Source organism: Lysinibacillus sp. AR18-8 (assembly GCF_001705465.1).
GTDB classification, from domain to species: domain Bacteria; phylum Bacillota; class Bacilli; order Bacillales_A; family Planococcaceae; genus Lysinibacillus; species Lysinibacillus capsici.
In genome coordinates this window covers 111467-133128 of record NZ_MDGU01000005.1, presented here as the reverse complement: position 1 = coordinate 133128, position 21662 = coordinate 111467, and the positions used below count along the sequence as shown (strand labels likewise).

Annotated in this window: 28 protein-coding genes; 10 read left to right on the top strand and 18 right to left on the bottom strand. The window is 39.0% G+C overall.

What is annotated here, in order from left to right; translation table 11 throughout:
* Window positions 1-14: 14 nt before the first annotated feature.
* The 9 genes from sigF to BFM98_RS04160 form a co-directional block, all read right to left on the bottom strand.
* A complete protein-coding gene (sigF, locus tag BFM98_RS04200; RefSeq protein ID WP_009370709.1) occupies window positions 15-806 on the bottom strand; it encodes an RNA polymerase sporulation sigma factor SigF in 792 nt (263 codons plus the stop codon).
* 10 nt (window positions 807-816) lie between these two features.
* On the bottom strand, window positions 817-1257 hold the full coding sequence (gene spoIIAB, locus BFM98_RS04195; RefSeq protein WP_048391296.1) for an anti-sigma F factor: 441 nt from the start codon (window positions 1255-1257) through the stop codon (window positions 817-819).
* Window positions 1250-1603, bottom strand: a complete 354-nt coding sequence (gene spoIIAA, locus BFM98_RS04190; protein ID WP_004232181.1) for an anti-sigma F factor antagonist — start codon at window positions 1601-1603, stop codon at window positions 1250-1252. Before spoIIAA ends, spoIIAB begins: the two co-directional genes overlap by 8 nt.
* A 239-nt stretch (window positions 1604-1842) precedes the next feature.
* Window positions 1843-3093: a thymidine phosphorylase gene (locus tag BFM98_RS04185; protein ID WP_066036602.1), complete on the bottom strand. Its 1251-nt coding sequence runs from the start codon at window positions 3091-3093 to the stop codon at window positions 1843-1845.
* Window positions 3094-3106: 13 nt separating this feature from the next.
* Window positions 3107-4288: a phosphopentomutase gene (gene deoB / locus BFM98_RS04180; protein ID WP_066036601.1), complete on the bottom strand. Its 1182-nt coding sequence runs from the start codon at window positions 4286-4288 to the stop codon at window positions 3107-3109.
* Window positions 4289-4386: 98 nt separating this feature from the next.
* Window positions 4387-5289, bottom strand: a complete 903-nt coding sequence (gene xerD, locus BFM98_RS04175) for a site-specific tyrosine recombinase XerD (RefSeq protein WP_054550601.1) — start codon at window positions 5287-5289, stop codon at window positions 4387-4389.
* Window positions 5290-5464: 175 nt separating this feature from the next.
* Complete coding sequence (gene fur / locus BFM98_RS04170) at window positions 5465-5929, bottom strand: ferric iron uptake transcriptional regulator (RefSeq protein WP_004232171.1); 465 nt, start codon at window positions 5927-5929, stop codon at window positions 5465-5467.
* A 122-nt stretch (window positions 5930-6051) separates the two neighbouring features.
* Window positions 6052-6564, bottom strand: coding sequence for a hypothetical protein (locus tag BFM98_RS04165; protein WP_004232169.1), 513 nt, complete (start codon window positions 6562-6564; stop codon window positions 6052-6054).
* Window positions 6565-6617: 53 nt separating this feature from the next.
* Window positions 6618-7175: an NUDIX domain-containing protein gene (locus tag BFM98_RS04160; RefSeq protein ID WP_066036600.1), complete on the bottom strand. Its 558-nt coding sequence runs from the start codon at window positions 7173-7175 to the stop codon at window positions 6618-6620.
* 76 nt (window positions 7176-7251) lie between these two features.
* Here BFM98_RS04160 and BFM98_RS04155 point away from each other — a divergent pair, with 76 nt between their 5' ends.
* Together BFM98_RS04155 and BFM98_RS04150 are read left to right on the top strand one after the other, a co-directional pair.
* On the top strand, window positions 7252-8151 hold the full coding sequence (locus BFM98_RS04155) for an aldo/keto reductase (protein ID WP_066036599.1): 900 nt from the start codon (window positions 7252-7254) through the stop codon (window positions 8149-8151).
* Window positions 8148-8627, top strand: a complete 480-nt coding sequence (locus BFM98_RS04150) for a VanZ family protein (RefSeq protein ID WP_066036598.1) — start codon at window positions 8148-8150, stop codon at window positions 8625-8627. The genes BFM98_RS04155 and BFM98_RS04150 overlap by 4 nt, the downstream gene beginning before the upstream one ends.
* A 16-nt stretch (window positions 8628-8643) precedes the next feature.
* Here BFM98_RS04150 and BFM98_RS04145 read toward each other — a convergent pair whose 3' ends face one another.
* The 3 genes from BFM98_RS04145 to BFM98_RS04135 form a co-directional block, all read right to left on the bottom strand.
* Complete coding sequence (locus BFM98_RS04145; RefSeq protein ID WP_066036597.1) at window positions 8644-9150, bottom strand: GNAT family N-acetyltransferase; 507 nt, start codon at window positions 9148-9150, stop codon at window positions 8644-8646.
* Window positions 9151-9327: 177 nt separating this feature from the next.
* Window positions 9328-9594: a YqkE family protein gene (locus BFM98_RS04140; protein ID WP_036080173.1), complete on the bottom strand. Its 267-nt coding sequence runs from the start codon at window positions 9592-9594 to the stop codon at window positions 9328-9330.
* Between the two features lie 23 nt (window positions 9595-9617).
* Complete coding sequence (locus BFM98_RS04135) at window positions 9618-10802, bottom strand: acetyl-CoA C-acetyltransferase (protein WP_083225236.1); 1185 nt, start codon at window positions 10800-10802, stop codon at window positions 9618-9620.
* 207 nt (window positions 10803-11009) lie between these two features.
* Here BFM98_RS04135 and BFM98_RS04130 point away from each other — a divergent pair, with 207 nt between their 5' ends.
* On the top strand, window positions 11010-11981 hold the full coding sequence (locus tag BFM98_RS04130) for an alpha/beta hydrolase (RefSeq protein WP_036080551.1): 972 nt from the start codon (window positions 11010-11012) through the stop codon (window positions 11979-11981).
* 48 nt (window positions 11982-12029) lie between these two features.
* Here the strand turns inward: BFM98_RS04130 and BFM98_RS04125 are convergent, their stop codons facing one another.
* The 3 genes from BFM98_RS04125 to sirA form a co-directional block, all read right to left on the bottom strand.
* Complete coding sequence (locus BFM98_RS04125; protein ID WP_048391314.1) at window positions 12030-12533, bottom strand: S-ribosylhomocysteine lyase; 504 nt, start codon at window positions 12531-12533, stop codon at window positions 12030-12032.
* Window positions 12534-12643: 110 nt separating this feature from the next.
* Window positions 12644-12862, bottom strand: a complete 219-nt coding sequence (locus BFM98_RS04120) for a YneF family protein (protein WP_004232154.1) — start codon at window positions 12860-12862, stop codon at window positions 12644-12646.
* A gap of 98 nt (window positions 12863-12960) precedes the next feature.
* Window positions 12961-13386: a sporulation inhibitor of replication protein SirA gene (sirA, locus tag BFM98_RS04115; protein WP_004232148.1), complete on the bottom strand. Its 426-nt coding sequence runs from the start codon at window positions 13384-13386 to the stop codon at window positions 12961-12963.
* 338 nt (window positions 13387-13724) lie between these two features.
* Between sirA and BFM98_RS04110 the strand changes: the two genes are divergently transcribed.
* From BFM98_RS04110 to BFM98_RS04090, 5 genes are all read left to right on the top strand, one after another.
* On the top strand, window positions 13725-14081 hold the full coding sequence (locus tag BFM98_RS04110; RefSeq protein WP_066036596.1) for a lmo0954 family membrane protein: 357 nt from the start codon (window positions 13725-13727) through the stop codon (window positions 14079-14081).
* A gap of 15 nt (window positions 14082-14096) precedes the next feature.
* The gene (locus BFM98_RS04105; protein ID WP_009370701.1) at window positions 14097-14735 is read left to right on the top strand and encodes a PspA/IM30 family protein; all 639 of its coding nucleotides are present in this window, start codon (window positions 14097-14099) and stop codon (window positions 14733-14735) included.
* Between the two features lie 112 nt (window positions 14736-14847).
* On the top strand, window positions 14848-15531 hold the full coding sequence (gene liaF, locus BFM98_RS04100; RefSeq protein ID WP_066036595.1) for a cell wall-active antibiotics response protein LiaF: 684 nt from the start codon (window positions 14848-14850) through the stop codon (window positions 15529-15531).
* Window positions 15528-16568 carry a sensor histidine kinase gene (locus BFM98_RS04095; protein ID WP_016992954.1) on the top strand — a complete coding sequence of 347 codons (1041 nt, stop codon included), beginning with the start codon at window positions 15528-15530 and terminating at the stop codon, window positions 16566-16568. The genes liaF and BFM98_RS04095 overlap by 4 nt, the downstream gene beginning before the upstream one ends.
* Window positions 16543-17175 carry a response regulator transcription factor gene (locus BFM98_RS04090; protein ID WP_009370700.1) on the top strand — a complete coding sequence of 211 codons (633 nt, stop codon included), beginning with the start codon at window positions 16543-16545 and terminating at the stop codon, window positions 17173-17175. Before BFM98_RS04095 ends, BFM98_RS04090 begins: the two co-directional genes overlap by 26 nt.
* 45 nt (window positions 17176-17220) lie before the next feature.
* On the opposite strand, the gene BFM98_RS04085 is transcribed toward BFM98_RS04090, so the two are convergent.
* The 3 genes from BFM98_RS04085 to BFM98_RS04075 form a co-directional block, all read right to left on the bottom strand.
* On the bottom strand, window positions 17221-17868 hold the full coding sequence (locus tag BFM98_RS04085) for an HAD family hydrolase (protein WP_066036594.1): 648 nt from the start codon (window positions 17866-17868) through the stop codon (window positions 17221-17223).
* Window positions 17869-17977: 109 nt separating this feature from the next.
* The gene (gene tkt, locus BFM98_RS04080) at window positions 17978-19972 is read right to left on the bottom strand and encodes a transketolase (protein WP_048391318.1); all 1995 of its coding nucleotides are present in this window, start codon (window positions 19970-19972) and stop codon (window positions 17978-17980) included.
* A 127-nt stretch (window positions 19973-20099) separates the two neighbouring features.
* A complete protein-coding gene (locus BFM98_RS04075; protein WP_004232132.1) occupies window positions 20100-20333 on the bottom strand; it encodes a DUF896 domain-containing protein in 234 nt (77 codons plus the stop codon).
* Window positions 20334-20520: 187 nt separating this feature from the next.
* Between BFM98_RS04075 and BFM98_RS04070 the strand changes: the two genes are divergently transcribed.
* Complete coding sequence (locus tag BFM98_RS04070; protein WP_066036593.1) at window positions 20521-21054, top strand: GNAT family N-acetyltransferase; 534 nt, start codon at window positions 20521-20523, stop codon at window positions 21052-21054.
* Between the two features lies 1 nt (window position 21055).
* A complete protein-coding gene (locus BFM98_RS04065) occupies window positions 21056-21589 on the top strand; it encodes a DJ-1/PfpI family protein (RefSeq protein ID WP_048391323.1) in 534 nt (177 codons plus the stop codon).
* The last annotated feature ends 73 nt before the right edge of the window (window positions 21590-21662 follow it).

Here is a 21662-nt window from a genome sequence, read left to right as displayed (position 1 = left end):
CTGTCACCATTTTCTTAGATGTCTTTTTTTATTACTTCCTGCTCCACTGTTGCACTAGTTGCCATCCAACTTTTCAGCTGGGCAAGGATTTTTTTCTCTAATCGGGAAACCTGTACCTGCGATATACCTAATCTATTTGCAATTTCAGTTTGCGTGCAATCTGAAAAATAGCGAAGATATATGATAGACTGCTCTCTTGGCTCAAGTCTCGTTAGTACTTCTTTTAATGGGATGTAATCAAATGGTTGCTCCGATTTTTCATCCTTCATTTGATCCATTAGTGTAATGGAATCACCCTCACTCTCATACAATTGCTCATGAAGAGAGGCAGGGTCTCTCAATGCATCGGATGCTGTAACAATTTCCTCTGTTGTCACACCAAGCACCTGAGCAAGCTCTTGAATGGTTGGTGGATGTTCGTTCTTTTTAATAAATTCATCTGTAGCATGACGGATTTTAAAATTGAGCTCACGAATAGAGCGGCTCACCTTCACCATACCATCATCCCTTAAAAAACGCTGAATTTCTCCAATGATCATCGGTACAGCATAGGTTGAAAATTTCACATCATAGGTTAAATCAAATTTATCCACAGATTTCATGAGCCCTATGCAGCCAATCTGGAATAAATCCTCAAGCTCAACACCTCTCGTTGTAAAACGTTGAACAATGGACCACACAAGTCTCGTATTGCCTTCTACCATTCGTTTACGAGCCTCATGATCGCCCTGCTGTGCGCGTGCAATTAAATCACGCATTTCCTCCTGAGACAATAGCTTATCGGACGACTGTTCTAACGGCTTCACGGGTTTAACCTCACATTACCGCTGTGCGAACTGTGTAAAATTTCTTCGTGAATGTTACAGTTGTTCCTTCTTGCCATTTTGATATAACTGTCAGCTGATCTGAGAAGCTATCCATAATCGTGAAGCCCATACCCGAACGCTCCATCATACTTTTTGTTGTAAATAATGGTTCCATTGCTCGACTAACGTCTTCAATTCCTATCCCTTTATCCATGACAGATACTGTCACAATATCATCCTCACGTTTAGCATGAACTGTCACAACACCCTTACCATCTTCTTCATAGCCATGAATAATAGCATTGGAAACTGCTTCTGAGACAACTGTTTTAAATTCTGATAGCTCATCAATAGTTGGATCTAATTGTGCAATAAAGCCTGTAACAGCTACACGCGCTAAAGCTTCATTTTCACTAATTGCCAAAAAAGTTAATGTCATTTCGTTATCCATTTACAATCCCCCTTACGCGATCAATCGCTTGTTCCTCTGTTGCATCCATCATCCACGGTCCTAAACCTGAAAATTGAAATACTTTTCGCATTGTTGGCGATGGATTCAATAATATAGTTCGCCCAGCAACTGCCTCTAACTCACGCATACGACCAAGCACTAATCCAACTCCCGAACTATCCATGAAAGATAGTCCTTCCAAGTTCCAAATGATGGTCGTCACAGTGCCTTGAAAAATTGCTGCAGAAATTTTCGCTCGAATTTGTTCAACGGCATGATGATCGAGCTCCCCAAACAAACGTATAACGACTGTCTCTCTTGTGACCATTTCTAATTGATAATGCATGAACATCGCCTCCTCCTCGTGCAATTCCACATTCAATAGATTGAATCCTTGTGGCTGACAGAACTAGTGCAAAGTCTTCCGAAATAGTGTCTAATCGACATACTTATAGCTTTTTAGGTTAAGTGCAGTATGGGATAAATCTACAATTTCTAAACGCTATCGAGCTCTAAATTTTGGCGATTCATCGAACGCACAAAAAAGCGAGAACCCTCATAAGTGAGGGCTCTCGCTAATAATCTTTATGCAATTGTATAAGCTTGCTGAATTTTATTAATTGTCTCTTCGTCAATTGGCTGATTTGAATACAAATAAGCAATCGTATCGCCATTATTAACATGATCACCTTTTTTGGCGATTAGCTGAATTCCTGCATCATAATCAAGCTTTGATTCCTTCGTTAAACGTCCAGCGCCTAGACTAACACTTGCTTCTCCAACTAATAAAGCATTAATCGTCTCCACCGTGCCCTCTGAAACCGCTGTCACTGCTACTTTATGAGCTGTGTCATTTTGAACAATATCAGAGACTACTCCTCCTTGCGCCACAATAAACTCCTCGAATTTTGCAGCTGCAGAGCCATCTGCTAGCACTCGCTTAACAGCAGCTGTCGCTTCCGATTCATTCACACCTGCCGCAATTTGGTACATCAAGGAAGAGATGACAACACATTCATCAACCAAATCTTCATGCGTTTCTTCCATACGTCCACTTAATAGGGCATAAGCCTCCACTACCTCAAGCTTATTACCAATCATTTTCCCTAAAGGATTATCCATATCACTGATGTGTGCGATGACTTTACGGCCAAGTTTTTCTCCAATAGCGGTCATTGTATCAGCTAAACGCTGTGCTTCTTCCTGCGTCTTCATAAACGCACCTGAGCCACATTTTACATCGAGGACTATACCATCGGCACCACTTGCAATTTTTTTACTCATAATCGACGCTGCGATTAATGGAATAGAATCGACAGTACCTGTCACATCACGTAATGCATATAATTTTTTGTCGGCTGGTACTAGATTACCTGTTTGTCCAGCAACGGCAATTTTATGCTGATTGACATTATCAATGAACTCCTGTGATGAAAGCTCTGTTTTAAAGCCCTGAATGGATTCAAGTTTATCAATTGTCCCCCCAGTAATCCCTAAGCCTTTACCACTAAATTTCGCAACAGGAATTCCTAGAGCAGCAATAATTGGCGTAACAACAAGTGTAACCTTGTCACCAACCCCTCCAGTTGAGTGTTTATCAATTTTAAAGCCTTCAATAGATGTTAAATCAATGACATCGCCTGATTCAATCATTGCCTTTGTTAAATAAAATGTCTCATCATCAGACATGCCTAGTAAACGTATCGCCATTAATAAAGAACTTGCTTGATAATCTGGGATAGAGCCTGTCGTATAGCCTTCAACAAAATACTGAATTTCAGCTTGAGAAAGCTCTAATCCTTGTTTTTTCTTTTCAAACAATTGAACCATATTCATACAAAAAACCCCCTTATTTCAAATCATGTAAGAAACTTTTACCGAATGGCGGTGCTTCTACATGAAAGTTTTCTGCAACTGTTGCTGCAATATCTGCAAAGGTTTCACGAAGCGCAAGTTCCGCACCACCTTTAAAACGTGGTGAATAGACAATTAGTGGTACATATTCGCGTGTATGATCTGTCCCTGGGAAGGTTGGATCATTGCCGTGATCTGCTGTAATAATTAGTAGATCGTCTTCTGACATTGCCTCTAGAATTTCTGGTAGACGTGCATCAAATTCTTGTAATGCCTGTCCATAGCCTAGAGGATCACGTCGATGGCCGAAATTGGCATCAAAGTCGACTAAATTTAAGAAGCTTAGACCACGGAAGTCACGACGTACAACTTCTGCAAATTGATCCATACCATCCATATTATTTTTTGTACGTACAGCATCTGTCACACCTTCACCATTGAAAATATCTGAGATTTTTCCAATTGCAATCACATCTAATCCCGCGTCCTTCAAAACATTCATTGTTGTACGACCAAATGGCTTTAACGCATAATCATGACGATTGGATGTACGAGTAAAGTTTCCAGGCGTACCCACAAATGGTCGTGCGATGACGCGACCTACTAAATATTCAGGCTGTAATGTTAATTCACGAGCAATTTCGCAAATTTTATATAACTCTTCTAGTGGAATGATTTCTTCATGAGCAGCAATTTGTAAAACAGGATCGGCTGATGTATAGACAATAATCGCACCTGTTTCCATATGCTCCTTCCCAAAATCTTCAATTACTTGTGTACCACTTGCTGGCTGATTGCATAGCACTTTCCGACCTGTACGTTTCTCTAGCTCATCAATTAGCTCTGCTGGAAACCCATCTGGATACACTTTAAATGGTTTATCAATATTTAACCCCATGATTTCCCAATGGCCAGTCATCGTATCTTTACCAACTGATGCTTCTTGCATTTTACCGTAGTATGCTTTAGGGTCAGTAGTTGCATGCATTCCATGCAATGGTTCAATATTCGCTAAACCAAATGACTCCATTACTGGCATTGTAAGCCCATTCATTTTTTCAGCGATATGTCCTAGTGTATGTGCGCCAACATCCCCAAATTTAGCAGCGTCTGGCGCTTCACCAATACCTACGGAATCCATGACAACAACATGGATTTTGTTAAAAGGTTTATTCATAATGGTTGCCTCCTAATCTCATGACTCTATTTTACCAAAAAAATGCGAAAAATAAAGGTCAGACATCCGACTGAAAAATAATTTTTTCCTATTATCTTTTAAGCACGTGGATGGAATTGCTTATAGACCTCAGATAATCTTGTTTTGCTAATATGTGTATAAATCTGGGTAGTAGAAATATCTGCATGACCAAGCATCTCCTGCACCGCTCGTAAATCGGCTCCATTTTCAACCAAATGAGTGGCAAAGGAATGACGCAATGTATGTGGTGTTAATTCATGTTGGATGCCTGCCTTTAACGCATGCTCCTTCATTAATTTCCAACAACCCTGCCTTGTTAAACGTTTCCCTCTTTGATTAATAAAAAACGCATCTGTTTTGGGGTACTTTCCCTGTAATTGACTACGAGCACCATTTAAATAGGCATTTATTGCCGAAAGTGCGCTTTTGCCGAGTGGAATGATTCGCTCCTTGCCACCCTTCCCAAATACACGTACAAAGCCCATGGTTAAATGAATATCAGCTAAATCCAGTGCAATAAGTTCACTGATGCGCATACCAGACCCATATAGTAACTCCAGCATGGCAAGATCACGTATACCTTGTGGCTTACTTTTATTTGGAGCTGTTAGTAAAGCCTCAATCTCTTGGATAGATAAAATATTAGGCAACTTTTGCTCAATTGTCGGCATCTCCAAATGGACTGTCGGATCAGTTTCTGCGCGCTTTTCTCGTAGTAAAAATTGATGGAAACTTCGAATCGATGAAATATGACGGGCAATGGTACGACTTGTCTTTCCCTGTGCCCGCAATTGCTCTAAATGGCGTAATATAGTTGTCCGTTCTACCACACTAAAATCAGACATACCTTCTGCTTCCTTTAAAAAATGTACATAGCTTTCTAAATCTCGGCGATAGGATGCTAATGTATTAACAGATAACTGCCTTTCCACCTGAATAAAATGGATATAGTCCTCTACTGCATATTGAAATTCATTCATCACAACGCCCCCTCACTGTCAATTATTCTCTATTTTAGCATGGCCTTAAGAAATGTGCTAAAGGACCCTCCATTCGACATAAACCACCAACCCTAATGGTGTCTATACTTCAATAAAAAAAACAAAAAACTGCCCGATTCAATCTATACCAAAGATTAAAACAGACAGTTTTTCGTTATTTTTCTTCATTCGATTCGTCGTTTTTATCATGACAGCGCCAGCATATGCCGTGGAAAGTTAGTCGGTGATCTTTTATGATAAAGTTCCAACGTTTTTCAACAACGGCTTCCACATCTTCAAGTAAATCTTCTTGAATTTCATCAACAGCACCACATTCGATACAAACTAGATGATGGTGGAAATGGGCAGCTCCCTCTTGGCGTAAATCATAGCGCGATACGCCATCGCCAAAGTTGATTTTGTCGACAATTTTGAGCTCAGTTAATAATTCTAACGTTCTATAAACAGTAGCTAGACCAATCTCAGGTGCTTTTTCTTTTACTAAAAGATAAACATCTTCAGCACTTAGGTGGTCCTCTTCGTGCTCAAGCAAAACAGCAACTGTCGCTTCTCGCTGCGGCGTCAGCTTGTAACTAGCACTATGCAACTGTTTTTTTATACGATCAATTCGGCTCTCCATGTGACGCCCCCCTAAACTCTTTCCATTATACCAAAGGAGTAAATCCTATTACAAGATAGTGAATAGATTTCTAACATGCTTCTACTTTTTTATCTGATCACAATTTTGGTCTATTCAATCCATCATTTTAACACATAAGAAATAACAATAAACTCAGCAACTATTATGATGAAAAATGCGATAAAATTCAACAAAATTGTCCGACCAGATACTTGTTTCCCGATTTTTCGCTTTGACCAAGCGGGTACAAGTAAATTGCATAGGACTAGCAACAATATACAATAGATGAGCTGAAATGGAAACCACCAAATCGTATAAAGCCAAAAAGCTTCAAGTTTTTGTAATAAAAAAACCGAACTAAAGCCAAAAAAAGTGGCACGCATGGCTACAGTCACACGCACTAACACCTTTAAGACGCTATGTGTTGCTAGTAATAATATAAGACCTATGGAAATAGCAACAGGCAGTACTAAACGAAAAATGGATTGCCTGTCCCCATCTGCTAAACGAGGCTCTATAAATAATATAAAGGGTTCCGCTTTCGGTCCACCAATAATATGAAAGAAAATAACGCCACAAACAAAACTTACTGCAATGATGGAAGCGTGATAAAAAATAGACACCGTACGAGACATAAACATGCTCCTTTTCTATCAAGGTTTGTACAGCTTATGCTCGTCCGTCTCTATTATGCTAAAAGATTATTTTCTAAATTTGCAGCTAGCCATAGCACTGCGAATGCTGTTTTAGCATCATATATACGCTGGTCAGCCACCATTACTTGTGCTTCTTCCAACGAAACTTCTAATAGTTCGACAAATTCATCCTCATCTAAATCTGCTTTATTGTCTATTGTATATAATCCCCTCGCCACAAACAAATGAAGAACTTCATCCGCAAAGCCTGGTGATGTTGCAAATGTTTGTAAAAAAGTAAGTTGATGCGCGCCATAACCTGTTTCTTCCTCTAATTCTCGACGTGCTGTCATCACTGGCTCCTCACCTGGCTCTAGCTTTCCAGCTGGAATTTCAATAATAGAACGCTCCAGCGCTTTGCGGTATTGTTCTACTAACACTAGTTTACCCTCGTCCGTAAGAGCAATCACCGCTACTGCACCTGGATGCTTAATGATTTCACGTTTTGCAACCTGTCCATTTGGTAAAGTGACATCATCAATTTGTAGTTTTATTATTCTACCGTCATAGATCGGTGTCGTTTTCGTTGTTTTTTCCTCAAACTTTTTCATTGACGATAACCTCGCTTGTTCTTCAGATATGTTCATTGTACCATTACAAGTAGAGAAATCGAAGGAGGTCATTCGTATGAAAAAAAGACAGCTTGGTACAAGTGAATTGTTTATTTCAGAGATTAGTTTAGGAGGCATGTCTCTTTCGACAGATAAAACACAAGCAGCTGCCATTGTCGATATGGCATTAGATGCTGGCATTAACTATATAGATACAGCTGATTTATATGATTATGGTGCAAATGAAGAGATTATTGGCGCAACGTTAGGTAAGCGTCGTCATGATGTCATCCTAGCAACAAAGGTAGGTAATCGGTGGGCAGAAGGGGTAGATGGCTGGCATTGGGATGCATCACCATCCTATATAAAAGAAGCTGTCCATGCTAGCTTACGACGTTTAGGAACAGACTACATTGATGTATATCAATTACACGGTGGCACAATCGAAGATGATTGGGACGGGATAATTGACACATTTGAAGGACTGAAAAAAGAAGGGCTCATTCGTGAATATGGTATATCCTCCATTCGTCCTAATGTATTGCAGCGATTTTTACCTACAAGCTCGGCTAGAAGCGTCATGATGCAATACAGTGCCCTCGATCGCCGCCCTGAAGAATGGTTTAACTTTATTGCGAAACAGGGTGCTTCTGTTGTAACACGTGGCACAGTGGCAAAGGGCTTATTAACAAATAGCTGGCAACAACGTCTACAACATGTTAATGGTTTTAACACCTATACTGCTGAGGAGTTAACAACAACGTTAACAGACTTAGCTTTACACTATAATAACTTGCATGCTTTGGCTATCGCTTTTAATCTAAAAGAGCCGACAATCGCTTCTACGGTCATTGGCGCAAGCTCTCAACAACAACTAGCACAAACGCTTGCTTCCTACGAGAAAATTAATTCAATAACAGATTTCAAGGTAGCTAATGAGCTAACAAAAAATGAGTACTATCAAGAACATCGATGAAAAAATGGCTAATTTTACTCATTTGTCTAGTTGTACTAGTAATCTCCTCTAGTATGACCTATGAGCAACAGAGTATACTACCAGAATTAGAAGATTTGCTCGCCAATAAACCTTTTGAAAAACAACTATCTATTTTAAAAATTCCCTATTGGGGAACCATCGTTTCAGTGGAAGAGCGAGGTTATTTTCCATTTGTAGAGTTTTTAATTCGTAAATTGACACACTTCATGGGATTTGGATGCATCGCACTTGGCCTTTACTTCGCCTGGGGAAAAAGACGTTTTGCAGCAAGTATTGCTATCGGTGGAACGGCTACAATCGCGGTGCTTGATGAATTTCGTCAAAGCTTTACGCCAGGTCGTACAATGAGTGCTCAAGATGTGCTTGTCGATACAGCTGGAGCCATTGTTTTTGTTAGTCTCGTTGTTGCACTAAGAAAAATACTCAAAAATAAAAGACAAAAGGCTCAATTATAGCCTTTTGTCTTTTATTTTAAAGGTGGAACCGCCAAAAATAGAGGGACTTCGTTTCTTTAAACAAGACAGCCCCTGCTTTTTCCAAAACTCGATGGGAAGCCATATTTTCTTTTTCCGTGTCAGCGATAACGTATTTTGCATTTGGCTGATGGAGTAACCAGTCTTTAAGAGCTATGATTGATTCTGTCATATAGCCCTGCCCCATATAAGGAGGCAAAGTATAATACCCGATCACAACTTCCCCTTGCTCATTTGGCGTACCTTTTAGCATTATGCCACCAACAGCACAATTTTTTTCTTTTAATACAAGTAACCAATTCGTATGCCATAGATAATTTGGCTCATCTTCTAATACTTTGCAAAGTCTAAAATACAGCGCTTGTTTAAGCTCGCAATCTAAACTCTCTACACCTTTACTTAATGACAACTCCGCCGCCATTTGCTCCTCATGCTCTATTAGTAAATTAAGATACTTAGCGTTTAAAGGAATTAATCTTATTCTTTCTGTTTGTAATTCTACCATGTTAGTCTCCTAACATAATTTAATTGATACTAAACTACAATTAGGTATATGTTATTGGCAGCGTCTCCCGTTCCATTAATTTCAAAAATCTCTCCTTATATATCGACCACAACCATATAAATGTTATGCTGTAAATATAAAACAGTGAACCCACCTATGTGAATTCACTGTTCTCTCTTAATATTTAGTACCTTTATCGCCGTATTCGTTTAAAAGTTCTTCAAACGATTTGTTTTTTTCTCGTTGTTTACGTTCAAAAGCTAATTTTGCCTGACGCTCTTCTTCTGCCGCCTGCTCTTTAGCAGTTAAATCTTGCTTCGCTGCTTTTAATTTTGCTAGCACATCTCCACCTAGCTGATCTGCTAATGTAACGGCCTCTTGCTTAGGTAGGCTAGCTGTTACGCTATTGTCAGTATGCTGTTGCTGTTTTCGTTTCTTTCCCATTTCTATTCACCTTCTTATTGACATCAAGGGCGCTTCACAACTGTTGCTACGCCTTGTCCACCACCGATACATAATGTGGCTAAGCCCGTTTTCACATCACGCTTTTCCATCTCATGTAATAGCGTTACCAAAATCCGAGCACCACTAGCACCGATTGGGTGACCAAGAGCAATGGCACCCCCGTTAACATTTAGTTTATCATGATTAAAGCTTAATTCACGATCTACAGCAATTGATTGTGCTGCAAATGCTTCATTTGCTTCAATTAAATCGATATCGTTTAAAGTAATCTCAGCCTTTGTCAGCGCTTTTTGTACTGCTTTTACAGGACCTGTACCCATAATTGCAGGATCTACACCAGCACTAGCATTCGCTGTAATGATCGCCATTGGTTGAATGCCTAGCTCTTGTGCTTTTTCCTTTGACATCACCACTACCGCTGCCGCACCATCATTAATACCAGACGCGTTCGCTGCTGTGACAGAGCCATCCTTTTTAAATGCTGGTCGTAGCTTACCTAATGATTCTGCTGTCACACCTGCTCGTGGAAATTCATCTTTATTGAAAAGCAGTGGCTCTCCCTTGCGCTGTGGAATCTCAACAGCAACGATTTCATTTTCAAACTTGCCCGCTGCAATTGCTGCCTCTGCACGTTGCTGAGAACGAGCTGCAAAAGCATCCTGCTCTTCTCGAGAAATTTGATACATATCACATAAATTTTCAGCTGTAATGCCCATATGATAATCGTTAAAAGCACACCATAGGCCATCCTGAATCATTGTATCTACTACCTTTTGGTCGCCCATTCGGAAGCCTTCTCGTGCATTTTTTAAGACATATGGAGCCTGGCTCATATTTTCAAATCCACCTGCAACAACAATCTCTGCATCTCCCGCTAAAATCGCCTGTGTTGCTAAATGAACAGCCTTTAAACCTGATCCACATACTTTATTAATTGTTAAAGCTGATACCTCTTGAGGTAACCCCGCTTTAATTGCCGCTTGACGCGCTGGATTTTGTCCAAGTCCAGCCGATAAAACATTCCCCATAATGACCTCATCGACCTGTTCTCCTGCTACGCCAGCACGCACTAATGCCTCTTTAATGACAATGCTACCTAACGTTGTCGCTGGTACGTCTTTTAATGTCCCCTGAAATGAGCCGATTGCTGTACGCACCGCACTCACGATTACTACCTCGTTTGTCATAATCATTCTCCCCTTTTCCCCGTTCAAGAATCAACACTGCATGCATATGCTACTAGCAGATATGTATATTTTAACAAATATTATGACGATTTTCGATAATAGAAATAATCGCAGTTTTGCCAAAGATATTGTAAAATGTTGACGTGTTTTAAACAATCTTAGTTGGGAACATTACAAATAAGAAACAGCATGTGGAGGTGTTTTATGATGAAAAAGAAGATGCTTTTATTCTCTGGTATTACAACAACGCTAGCCGCCGCTGCAACAGGTCTGTTCGGCTTCGCGCTTTCCAATAAATTAATGTATATCCAACAAAAAGACCCTGAATTTATACGGGAACGAGAAACGACCGCAAAGCGCTTTGATGAGGCTTGGTACAATAAAAACTTGAAATGTGAACTGAATATTGATTCTCCAAATGGCTATACAATTCGAGGCATTATGTTTCAGCCATTGCAAACAAATAACACGATCATCATTTGCCACGGTGTTACCGAAAATAAAATAAATTCCGTGAAATATGCTCGCCTTTTTGAAAGACTTGGCTATAATTCTGTTATATTTGACCACCGTCGCCATGGTGAATCTGGAGGCAAGACAACAAGCTATGGCTACTATGAGAAAAACGATCTTGATGCCGTGGTGAAAACAGTAAAAGCCATGATTGGAGAGGATGCTATACTTGGCATTCACGGTGAATCGATGGGTGCTGCAACCATGCTCCTCTATGCAGGAACAGTCGAGGATGGCGCTGATTTTTATATCTCAGATTGTGCGTTCTCCGACTTTTCTATGTTACTCAAACAAATTGCGAAAACTGAATTTAAATATGGCTCCATTATTCCTATTCGTTTTGCTGACTTTTTTGTTCGCCTCAGAGATGGTTACTCATTTAAAAGTGTAACACCTGCCGAAGCCGTCACACATATTGAAAAACCTGTGCTCTTTATCCATAGTATTCCCGATACGTTTATTCCAGCTTCCATGTCACTCGATCTCTACAATAAAAAAACCGGTCCAAAAAAATTAAAACTTTTTGATACGGGGGCACATGCACAATCCTTTAATGAAAATATGGATGAATATGAGGATTTAATTCATGATTTTTTAGACAATTTTATTTATCAAAAAATCAATCGGGATTCTTCTTCTTCCAATGTCATTCCATTCCATTTTTAGGGCAATGAAAAACCTTGCGTCATTTTACTCGCAAGGTTTTTATTTTATTTAATCTTCAAAAATAATATGCCATTCATCACGTTTCGCTAAAAACTCTTTCGCTAATGCTTGGGCCCCTTCTAAACTATGGCTAGCAGCCCAGCCACATTGCACTTCATTGCAGGCAGGCACTGCGGTTGCCTTTGTCACATCTGTAAATGTGTTCTCTAAAATAGCTAATAAATCCTCATAATCATTATGATTGATCAAGGACACATAGAAGCCTGTTTGACAACCCATTGGACTGAAATCAACAATATGATCAGAGTAATTACGGATAATGTCAGCAGATAAATGCTCTAAAGAATGTAATGCAGGCATTTCCATATGCTCCTTATTTGGCTGTTTAAAACGAATATCGTATTTATATACTTCATCGCCATTTTTGCCCGTTTTCACACCGGCTAAACGAACATAAGGTGCCTTCACTTTTGTATGATCTAGATCAAAACTTTCTACATTTGTTTTTTCTTTTTGCAATATACACAACTCCCTTCCGTATAGTAACTCCATTATACATAGTTTCCCGATAGAGTTGTATGATTTTTAAGAATTATTTAAATACTATTAAAAATAAAAAAACAACTAGTTAAGCTTGAACTAGTTGCTCGGAACATTCCAAATTACTTCTGGAATTTATTCATTTGCGCCATCATTTGACGTACTTGCTTTTCAGACGGCGTACGACCCATTTGCGCCATCATCATACGAATCATTTGCTCATTAATAGGTGGGTTTTCTTTCAAATATTTCATCATAGCTTGACGAGCGAAATAGAAACCAAGTGCTGCGCCCGCTGCTAATGCGATAATTACGATAATAATCCAGCCCCATGTAGGCATACAACCAACCTCCTCCACTACAATATACCGAGAAAAACTCTCCACGCTCCATTATACACCAAATAATAGCGTGTTACTATATATTGTAGTGAATTTTCCTAGTGCATTGTATACTTCATCGGCTTTAACCACCCACACTCATTATCCTGTTTATTAAAAGCAATAAAACGTTCACTCATTTTAGCAAGCATTTGAAATAAATCTAAATCTAGCATTCGCGAACCTTCACAGTAAACACAAATTTTACGATCTACTAAATAAATAGCCATTTTACCTTTGATCGGATGTTCTAAAAACAAAGCATTACGAGCTCTTTCTAGGTGTGCATATTTGGAATCAAGTTGATGCTCTAACATGGCTGCAATCTCCTCAAAACGAACGGATTCACAGATATATGCAAGCTCTTTTAAGGATTTCTCATTGGCATCTTCACAACCTTGCATCATCTCTAACAACTTACGCTCTCTGCCAAAAATAAACGTTAAATGCTCTTCTTTTATCTTATATATCGAATAGGTTCTCACCAGAAATCCTCCTTCGCTCAGTTTCTTTTTCATAAGTATAGCTCATTCAATCTTGTTTATTTGTCAAACGAAGGAGGGATCTCTCTTCTATTTTTGTCGAAAAAATTCTAGTTTCGGGTCTATAAATGACTTTATGACAAATGGTATTTTCAACCAAAAATAATTAATATTTTTCCAAAAACAAGAAAAAGTCTTATTAAACACAGCTAAAAACCTTCTATTTTGGCTGCTTAGATGGATCTCAGCCTCAAGACCTAGTTCAAAATCAATTTCGAGTCCGTTTTAGACAATCTTGTAAATAGGTAACATTAAGGTACAAACGAAAGGAGCTAAAACAAATGAAAAAATTTCTTTTATTAACTGGAGGCGTCATTGCAGCATGTGTTGCACTAGCGTTAATTGGACCACTGGCGGGGTTATTATTCTCTGGATTATTTGTAGCACTGGGCATGCACTTCTACATTGCTAGTAAGTCATCTTTCGGTAAAATTTTCTGGTTTACAGTTGGTTTAATCGGTGTCCTATCAGCAGTGTCTAACATTCCAGCAATGGTAGGACTTGCTGCAATCGCCATTATCTATGTTATCTATAAAAAATGGAATGGCGAAGATGTAAAAATCTCTACAATTGAAGGAAAAAAAGAAGAAGATCCGTTTACAAACTTTGAAAAAGAATGGTCAAATTTAACAAAATAAAAGGAGCGATTTTAAATGAACTTATTTCAACGTTTTAGATATACAGTAGAGGCAGACTTACACCAATTATTTGATAAGAAGGAACAAAAAAATCCGATTGCGATGTTAAATCAATACATTCGTGAAGCAGAAAAGCAAACAGAACAAACAGGCAAATTATTAGAGCGACAAGGGCAATTAAAAGAAAAGCTAGAGCAAGAATATAAAGAAAACGCTGATTTACTAGCGAAACGTGAATCTCAATTAGCATTAGCAAAATCTAGCGGAGAGCAGGACTTAATTGATTTCGCTACGGATGAAGTAACAGCTTATTCAGCTCGTAACCTTACATTACAAGCTAGCATTGAAGCAAGTACTCGTGAATACTTCGAGCTCGAGCGTAAATTTGAAACAATGAAGCATAAAATTAAAGATATGAAAGTACGTCAATTACAGCTGATGGGGAAAGAAAATGTAACTCGCGCCCATCATCAAATGGATGGAATGATCGCCAAAAATAATAAAACAAACTTTGAAGATTTAGAAGCATATATCGATAAATTAGCTTATCAAATCGATAAAGACCATGAGCTTACAACTTTTGAGGCAAGACTGGCAGAATTAGAAAAAAAAGCAGTAGAAGAAAGCTCACCACTGCTAATTGAAAATAAATAACATGGTATAATGAAAGCAATGCGCCAACATTAAAAGGCGCATTCTTTCACGTTTAAGAATAGAGGGTCCCATTCCCTCTCTTATACTATTAGTAGAAGGAAGGGTGACCCTCATGCAAAATTTCACAACAAATAAGCTCACATTTTGGGTACTTTGCTTCTTTTTACTCGTCTTTGTGGAGCTAACTATATTTAATAATGGTGGCGCCTTCTGTTTATTGATTGGGGCTGTACTTCTTTATTTAAGTTTTTCCAAAAAAGTTCGATTTTTTAAATGGACAGGAATTTTCTTTATTGCCATTGCTTTGTTCACGATGTGGAGCTTACGTTTATTTATCGTCATCATGCTCTTATATATGCTCTATCAATACTTGCAAAGAGAAAACGAGCCAAAAGTAGTTGGTGCAGAGCTTTTTGAAAAACTCCCTGCGATTAAAAATGACTTAATTGGTACAATGCCAGCGCCTATAGAAGCTTATAAATGGCAAGATGTACAAATTCAGCGCCTCGCTGGAGATATTACCATCGATACAACGCAAACGATTTTACCAGCTGGCACTAGTCTTATTACAATTCGACAAGGTATTGGTAAAGTTCAAATTTATATTCCTTATGAAATTCCATTCCGTTTACAGTATACGACGTTATTTGGTGAGCTCTCCTGCTTACATGTAGGGCCGCAACGTATAGTAAATGAAAGTATTACTTTCTCAGACGGCAACCCTGAGGATGCTAAACGTGTACTGATTATTCATGTCGCAACCTGGCTTGGAGATTTGGAGGTGCTACGAAAATGATTGCCTTTATCTCAAGATTATTTACATTATTTTTCATTTTAATGAGTGCTGTTTTCGGTCTTCTTGTTGCACTATGGGGCAATCCTGATGAAAAAACATGGGAGCCCTTATGGCAGCAGAATTACGATAATATCCCTCTAGGTGGCATCATCATAGTTAGCCTGTTTATACTTAGCTTCCTGTTTGCCAGCTGGATCAGTATGACTGCAAGGGCACGAGAAGCGCAGGCAACACGAATAGTGAAACAACTGATCGAGCCTGATTTTGTTTTTCCTAAAAAACAAGCTCTTCCGAAATCGTTAAAAAAGGCACTTGTCCAAACGAGTGAATTAATTGATACGCAACGTAAAAGTTTACAGCGTTTGTCCAATGAACGGGCTGAGGCCAATGATAAAATTATTCAGGAGCGTATTATTGCTGAACGCCAACGACTAGCTAGAGAACTCCATGATTCTGTGTCACAGCAACTATTTGCTGCCTCTATGTTACTATCTGCATTAACTGAAAATGACGAACATGCTACTAGCTTAAAACAGGTGGAGAAAATCGTTCAGCAGGCACAGCTAGAAATGCGTGCATTACTGCTACACTTACGGCCTGTAGCTTTACACAATAAAACATTGGCACAAGGCTTAGAGGAATTGATTATTGAACTTCAGCAAAAAGTTTATTTCCATATAGAATATGAATTAGAAGAAATGGCCTTAACTAAAGCAGAGGAAGATCATTTATTTCGTATTGCACAGGAGGCACTTTCCAATACGCTGCGTCATGCCAAAGCAAGTGAGGTGGAATTACTTCTTGTGGCACGAGACGACTTAGCTATTTTACGAATTCAAGATAATGGTTTAGGCTTTGATGTGGAGGAAGATAAATCCACATCATACGGTTTACAAAATATAGCTGAACGAGCAGTTGAAATTGGCTGCACCTATAAAATTGTATCAGTGCCTGGTGAAGGAACAATTGTAGAGGTTAAAATTCCTTTACAAAAGGAGGAGGTCAATGTCGATGATACAAGTGCTCATAGTGGATGATCATGAAATGGTACGGATTGGTGTGTCAGCCTATCTTTCAGCACAGCCAGATATTACGGTTGTAGGTGAGGCTGAGAACGGTAAAGAGGCTGTGGAACGTGCCCTAGCGCTAAGGCCTGATATTATTTTAATGGATAATGTGATGCCTGTTATGACAGGAGCAGAGGCAACAGTGGAAATATTAGCAGCATGGCCTGAGGCCAAAATCATGATGGTGACTAGTTTTTTAGATGATGATAAAGTATATCCTGCCTTAGAGGCTGGCGCGGTAAGCTATATTTTAAAAACATCTAATGCCAAACAAATTGCAGATGCTATTCGAAAAACGATGGGTGGCGAAACGGTATTAGAGCCAGAGGTCACTTCCAAAATGATGCACCGCATGCGCCACGGCAATAGTACGCCACTATACGAACAATTGACTGAACGTGAAATGGAAGTATTATTGCTAATGGCCCAGGGTAAAGCCAATCAGGAAATCGCTGATGAGCTATATATTGCCTTGAAAACGGTAAAAACACATGTTAGTAATATTTTAGCAAAGCTAGAAGTTCAAGATCGTACTCAAGCCGTCGTCTACGCCTTCCAAAACGGACTTGCTAAATAATCCTACATAAAAAAACTGCATGCTGACATGCAGTTTTTCGTGTTTTTAGAGGTATTTTAGGAGATCATTTACATGGTCCGCAATATATGTAGGCTCTTCATTTTTTAATTCTTCTAGCGACCCAAAACCATATGTCACACCGATGGCATCGATTTGATTTTCACGAGCCCCTATCAAATCATATTTTCGATCCCCAATCATAATAAATTGCTCTTTTGGATAGGAATCAAGTTGTTGAAGTACCTCTGCAATAATCTCACCTTTGGCAGAACGTGAACCATCTAAGTGACTTCCTACGACAAGATCGAAATAGGACTCTAGCTGAAAATACTTTATGATTTGTTCCGCAAAGACAGTTGGTTTTGAGGTGGCAATAGTTAGTATATATCCTTGTTGCTTTAAATGAGCTAACAAAGCTGGAATATCTTCATATAGTTTATTTTCAAACATTCCCCTTTCCGTAAATCGTTCTCGGTAATCTCTAATTGCTTGCGTTATTTGTGTATCATTGAATCCATAAATTTCTTGAAAAGATACTTGTAATGGTGGTCCAATGAATGGTTCCAGTTCGTCCAAATCATTCACCATGACGCCCGCCTTCTGTAAAGCATGTTGCACTGATTTAGTGATTCCTATTTTGGGATCAGATAATGTTCCATCTAGGTCAAATAACACAACTTTATAGTTCTTCATTCGCTCACCCTTTTTATGGAGTTTTCACATACTGTGTTTGCTGCTAAAAAAAGTACCACAACACTCAGTTGATGTTTAAATCGCTGAGTATTGTGGTATTTGTTGTAAATTATAGTGCTTTCACTTTTGCTACTACGTTTTCAACAGTGAAGCCGTATTTTTCCATTACTAATTCACCCGGAGCAGATGCACCGAACTTATCAATTGCTAGAACATCGCCTTCAAAGCCAGTATATTTATGCCAACCGAATGATGCCCCCATTTCAATTGCAAGACGTTTTGTAACAGCTTTTGGTAGAACAGATTCTTTGTAAGCTGCGTCTTGTTTTTCGAAGCGATCCATAGATGGCATAGAAACAACTGCTACATCTATACCGTCTGCTTTTAATGCTTTTTGTGCTTCGACAGCAAGCGAAACCTCAGAGCCTGTTGCAATTAAAATAGCATCTGCCACTTCTTTTGCAGCTGGAGACACTGTGTAAGCACCCTTTGCTACGCCCTCACGTACTGTTTCAATAGAAGCGTCAAGAACAGGTAAGTTTTGACGAGATAATACAAGAACAGTTGGTGTTTTTTCTGCTGCTACTGCAAGCTCCCACGCAACTGCTGATTCATTTGCATCCGCAGGGCGAATAACAGATAGGTTTGGCATTGCACGTAATGATGCAAGGTGTTCGATTGGTTCATGTGTTGGACCATCTTCCCCTACTGCAATCGAATCATGTGTGAATACATATGTTACAGGAAGACCCATTAATGCAGATAGACGAATTGCAGGACGAACGTAATCAGAGAATACGAAGAATGTACCACCGAATACATTTAAACCACCGTGAAGAGCCATTCCGTTCATAGCAGCACCCATTGCAAATTCACGAACACCGAACCAGATGTTACGTCCAGCATAGTCGTCTGCTGAGAAATCTCCTGCACCCTTCATCGTTGTTTTATTGGAGCCAGCAAGGTCAGCTGAACCACCAAAGAATGAAGGTGTTTTCTTCGCAATAGCATTAATTGCATCGCCTGAAGAAGAACGAGTTGCTACAGATTTACCAGCTTCATATACAGGTAACTCAGAAGCAAAGTCTTCTGGTAATTCACCATTCATCGCTTTCTCGAATTGAGCTGCTAACGCTGGGAATTCTTCTTTGTATGCAGCAAATTTTGCATTCCAAGCTTCCTCTGGTTGTGCGCCTTGTACTTCAGCAGCCGCATTAAATGTATCGTAAACTTCTGCAGGAATTTGGAATGGTTCATGTGCCCACTCATAGGCAGCTTTCGTTAAGACAACTTCATCTGTACCAAGTGGTGCACCGTGAGAATCTGCTTTACCAGATTTATTTGGAGAACCAAAACCAATCACTGTTTTCACTTCAATTAATGTTGGCTTGCCAGTAGATTTTTTGGCTTCTTCAATGGCTGCATTAATAGCATCTACATCTGTACCATCTGCCACTTTTAAATAATTCCAACCATAAGATTCAAAGCGTTTTTGAACGTTTTCTGAAAATGACTTTTCTAAGTCACCATCTAAAGAAATATCATTAGAATCGTAAAGCACGATTAATTTTTCAAGTTTTAAGTGACCAGCTAATGAAATCGCCTCTGCTGCTACGCCTTCCATTAAGTCACCATCGCCACATAACGCAAATGTGTAGTGGTCAACAATGTCATGACCTGGTTTATTGTAAGTAGCCGCTAAATGGCGCTCAGCCATTGCCATACCAACAGTCATAGCGATTCCTTGCCCAAGAGGACCAGTTGTTGCCTCTACCCCTACTGTATGACCATATTCAGGATGTCCTGGTGTTAATGAATCCCATTGGCGGAAGTTTTGAATTTCTTCCATTGGTAAACCATAGCCTCCAAGGTGAAGTAAGCTGTATAAAAGCATTGAGCCATGACCTGCTGATAGTACAAAACGATCACGGTTAAACCATTTTGGATTTGCTGGATTATGGCGTAATTGTTTTGTCCAAAGCGTATAAGCCATTGGCGCTGCTCCCATTGGTAAACCTGGGTGACCAGAATTTGCTTTTTCAATAGCATCGATTGACAAAGTTCGGATAGCATTAATTGCTAAAAGATCCGCGTGTTGAGTCATTATATTGTGACATCCTTTCTCGTCCTATATATTGTTCTTTTACAGTTTAGTCAACATTGCTTTAGAAAACAATGCTTTTTGTTATACTATTTGCGTTTTCATACATACTTTATTGAATTGTGTCACATTAATTTAGAAATTTATTTTTTTGTGCTTGTTTTACCTTCTCAGGAGTTACATCATTTCCTTCTGCATCGACCACTTTAACGTTTTCAATCGTATCTCGCATCGTTGCTCTAAACGTATCTAAATACTCCTTGCGAAGCGCTGTGCGCTCCTTTGCTTCTTCCTCTGTTAATTGTCCGCTTTTCGCTTTAGCAGATAATTCATTAATTCGGTTAATTTTTTCCTTTGATAACATGGTTACACACCTTTCAGTACCTAGCTTAATGACCTCAGTATGCAAAGTATAGCATGGTTTCCCTTAAAATGCAGTTATACCAACCCTTAAAAACACTTCTTAGCCATTATTTACATGACTTCCAGAAGTTAGAGGTGTATAACTAATAATAAAAGGAAAAATTTGATAGATAATAGGAGGAGCTATCATGAACATCACAACACCTAGACTACTTATTCGAACATTTGAAGCCCAAGATTGGCAGGCTGTTTATAGCTATATGTCCGATAAAACGGTCATGCACTATATGCCAGAGGGTGTGTTGAATGAAGATCAGGTTCAAAATTTCGTAACAGAGAATAGCAACGAGCAAGCAAAACATTTCGCCATTGTTTTACGTGAACAACAGCGAGTCATTGGTCATCTTGTTTTCCACAAATACTTTGGCGACCATACTTATGAAATTGGATGGGTTATGAATCCTGCCTATCATAATCATGGCTATGCTTCTGAAGCTGCTCTGGCCCTATTAGATCACGGCTTTAATAAAATGAAACTTCATCGAATTATTGCCACATGCCAGCCAGAAAATATCGCTTCTTACCGAGTCATGGAAAAAATCGGAATGCGCCAAGAAGGATTTTTCAAAAAATGCATTCCTCATGGAGAGACTTGGTGGGATGAATACTATTACGCTATTTTAGAGGAAGAATGGAACACTCAAAAGGTAAGAGGTGTATGAAATGAAGAAAACTGCGGTGTTATTATACCCACAATTTAGTGAATATGAATTGAGTGTTGCTTTGTCCATATTAATGCAAGGCGGTAAACCCATCATCACACTTGGATCGAATACCAAACCTATCAGAGGAGAATCTGGTTTAAATTGTATAGCTGATTTATCCGTGAATGAGGTAGAGCTTGACGATATTGATAGTCTACTATTACCAGGCTGTATGGATATTTCTACATTACAACTTGAAGAGAGCTTACTAGACTTCATTCGTCTTCTATCTGCAAAAGGAGGAATGATTGCAAGTATTTCTAGCTCCCCTTACCTATTAGCAAAAGCAGGGGTCTTAAAGAACAAAAAATATACAGTAGGACTACCTTTAGATGGCATGGAGCAGTTAGGGTGCTTTGAACTTCATAACTATTCAGATGAACTAGTGGTACAAGATGGAAATATCATTACAGCAAGAGGAAGAGGTTTTATTCCTTTCGGTATTTGTTTCGGGCATGCGTTAAAGCTAAATTTTGATGAAAATTGGTATTAAGTGATGATTTAAAACCCAAATGTCCAATTAGTTGGACATTTTTTAATTCTTATCTTACGATATATGTCTAATA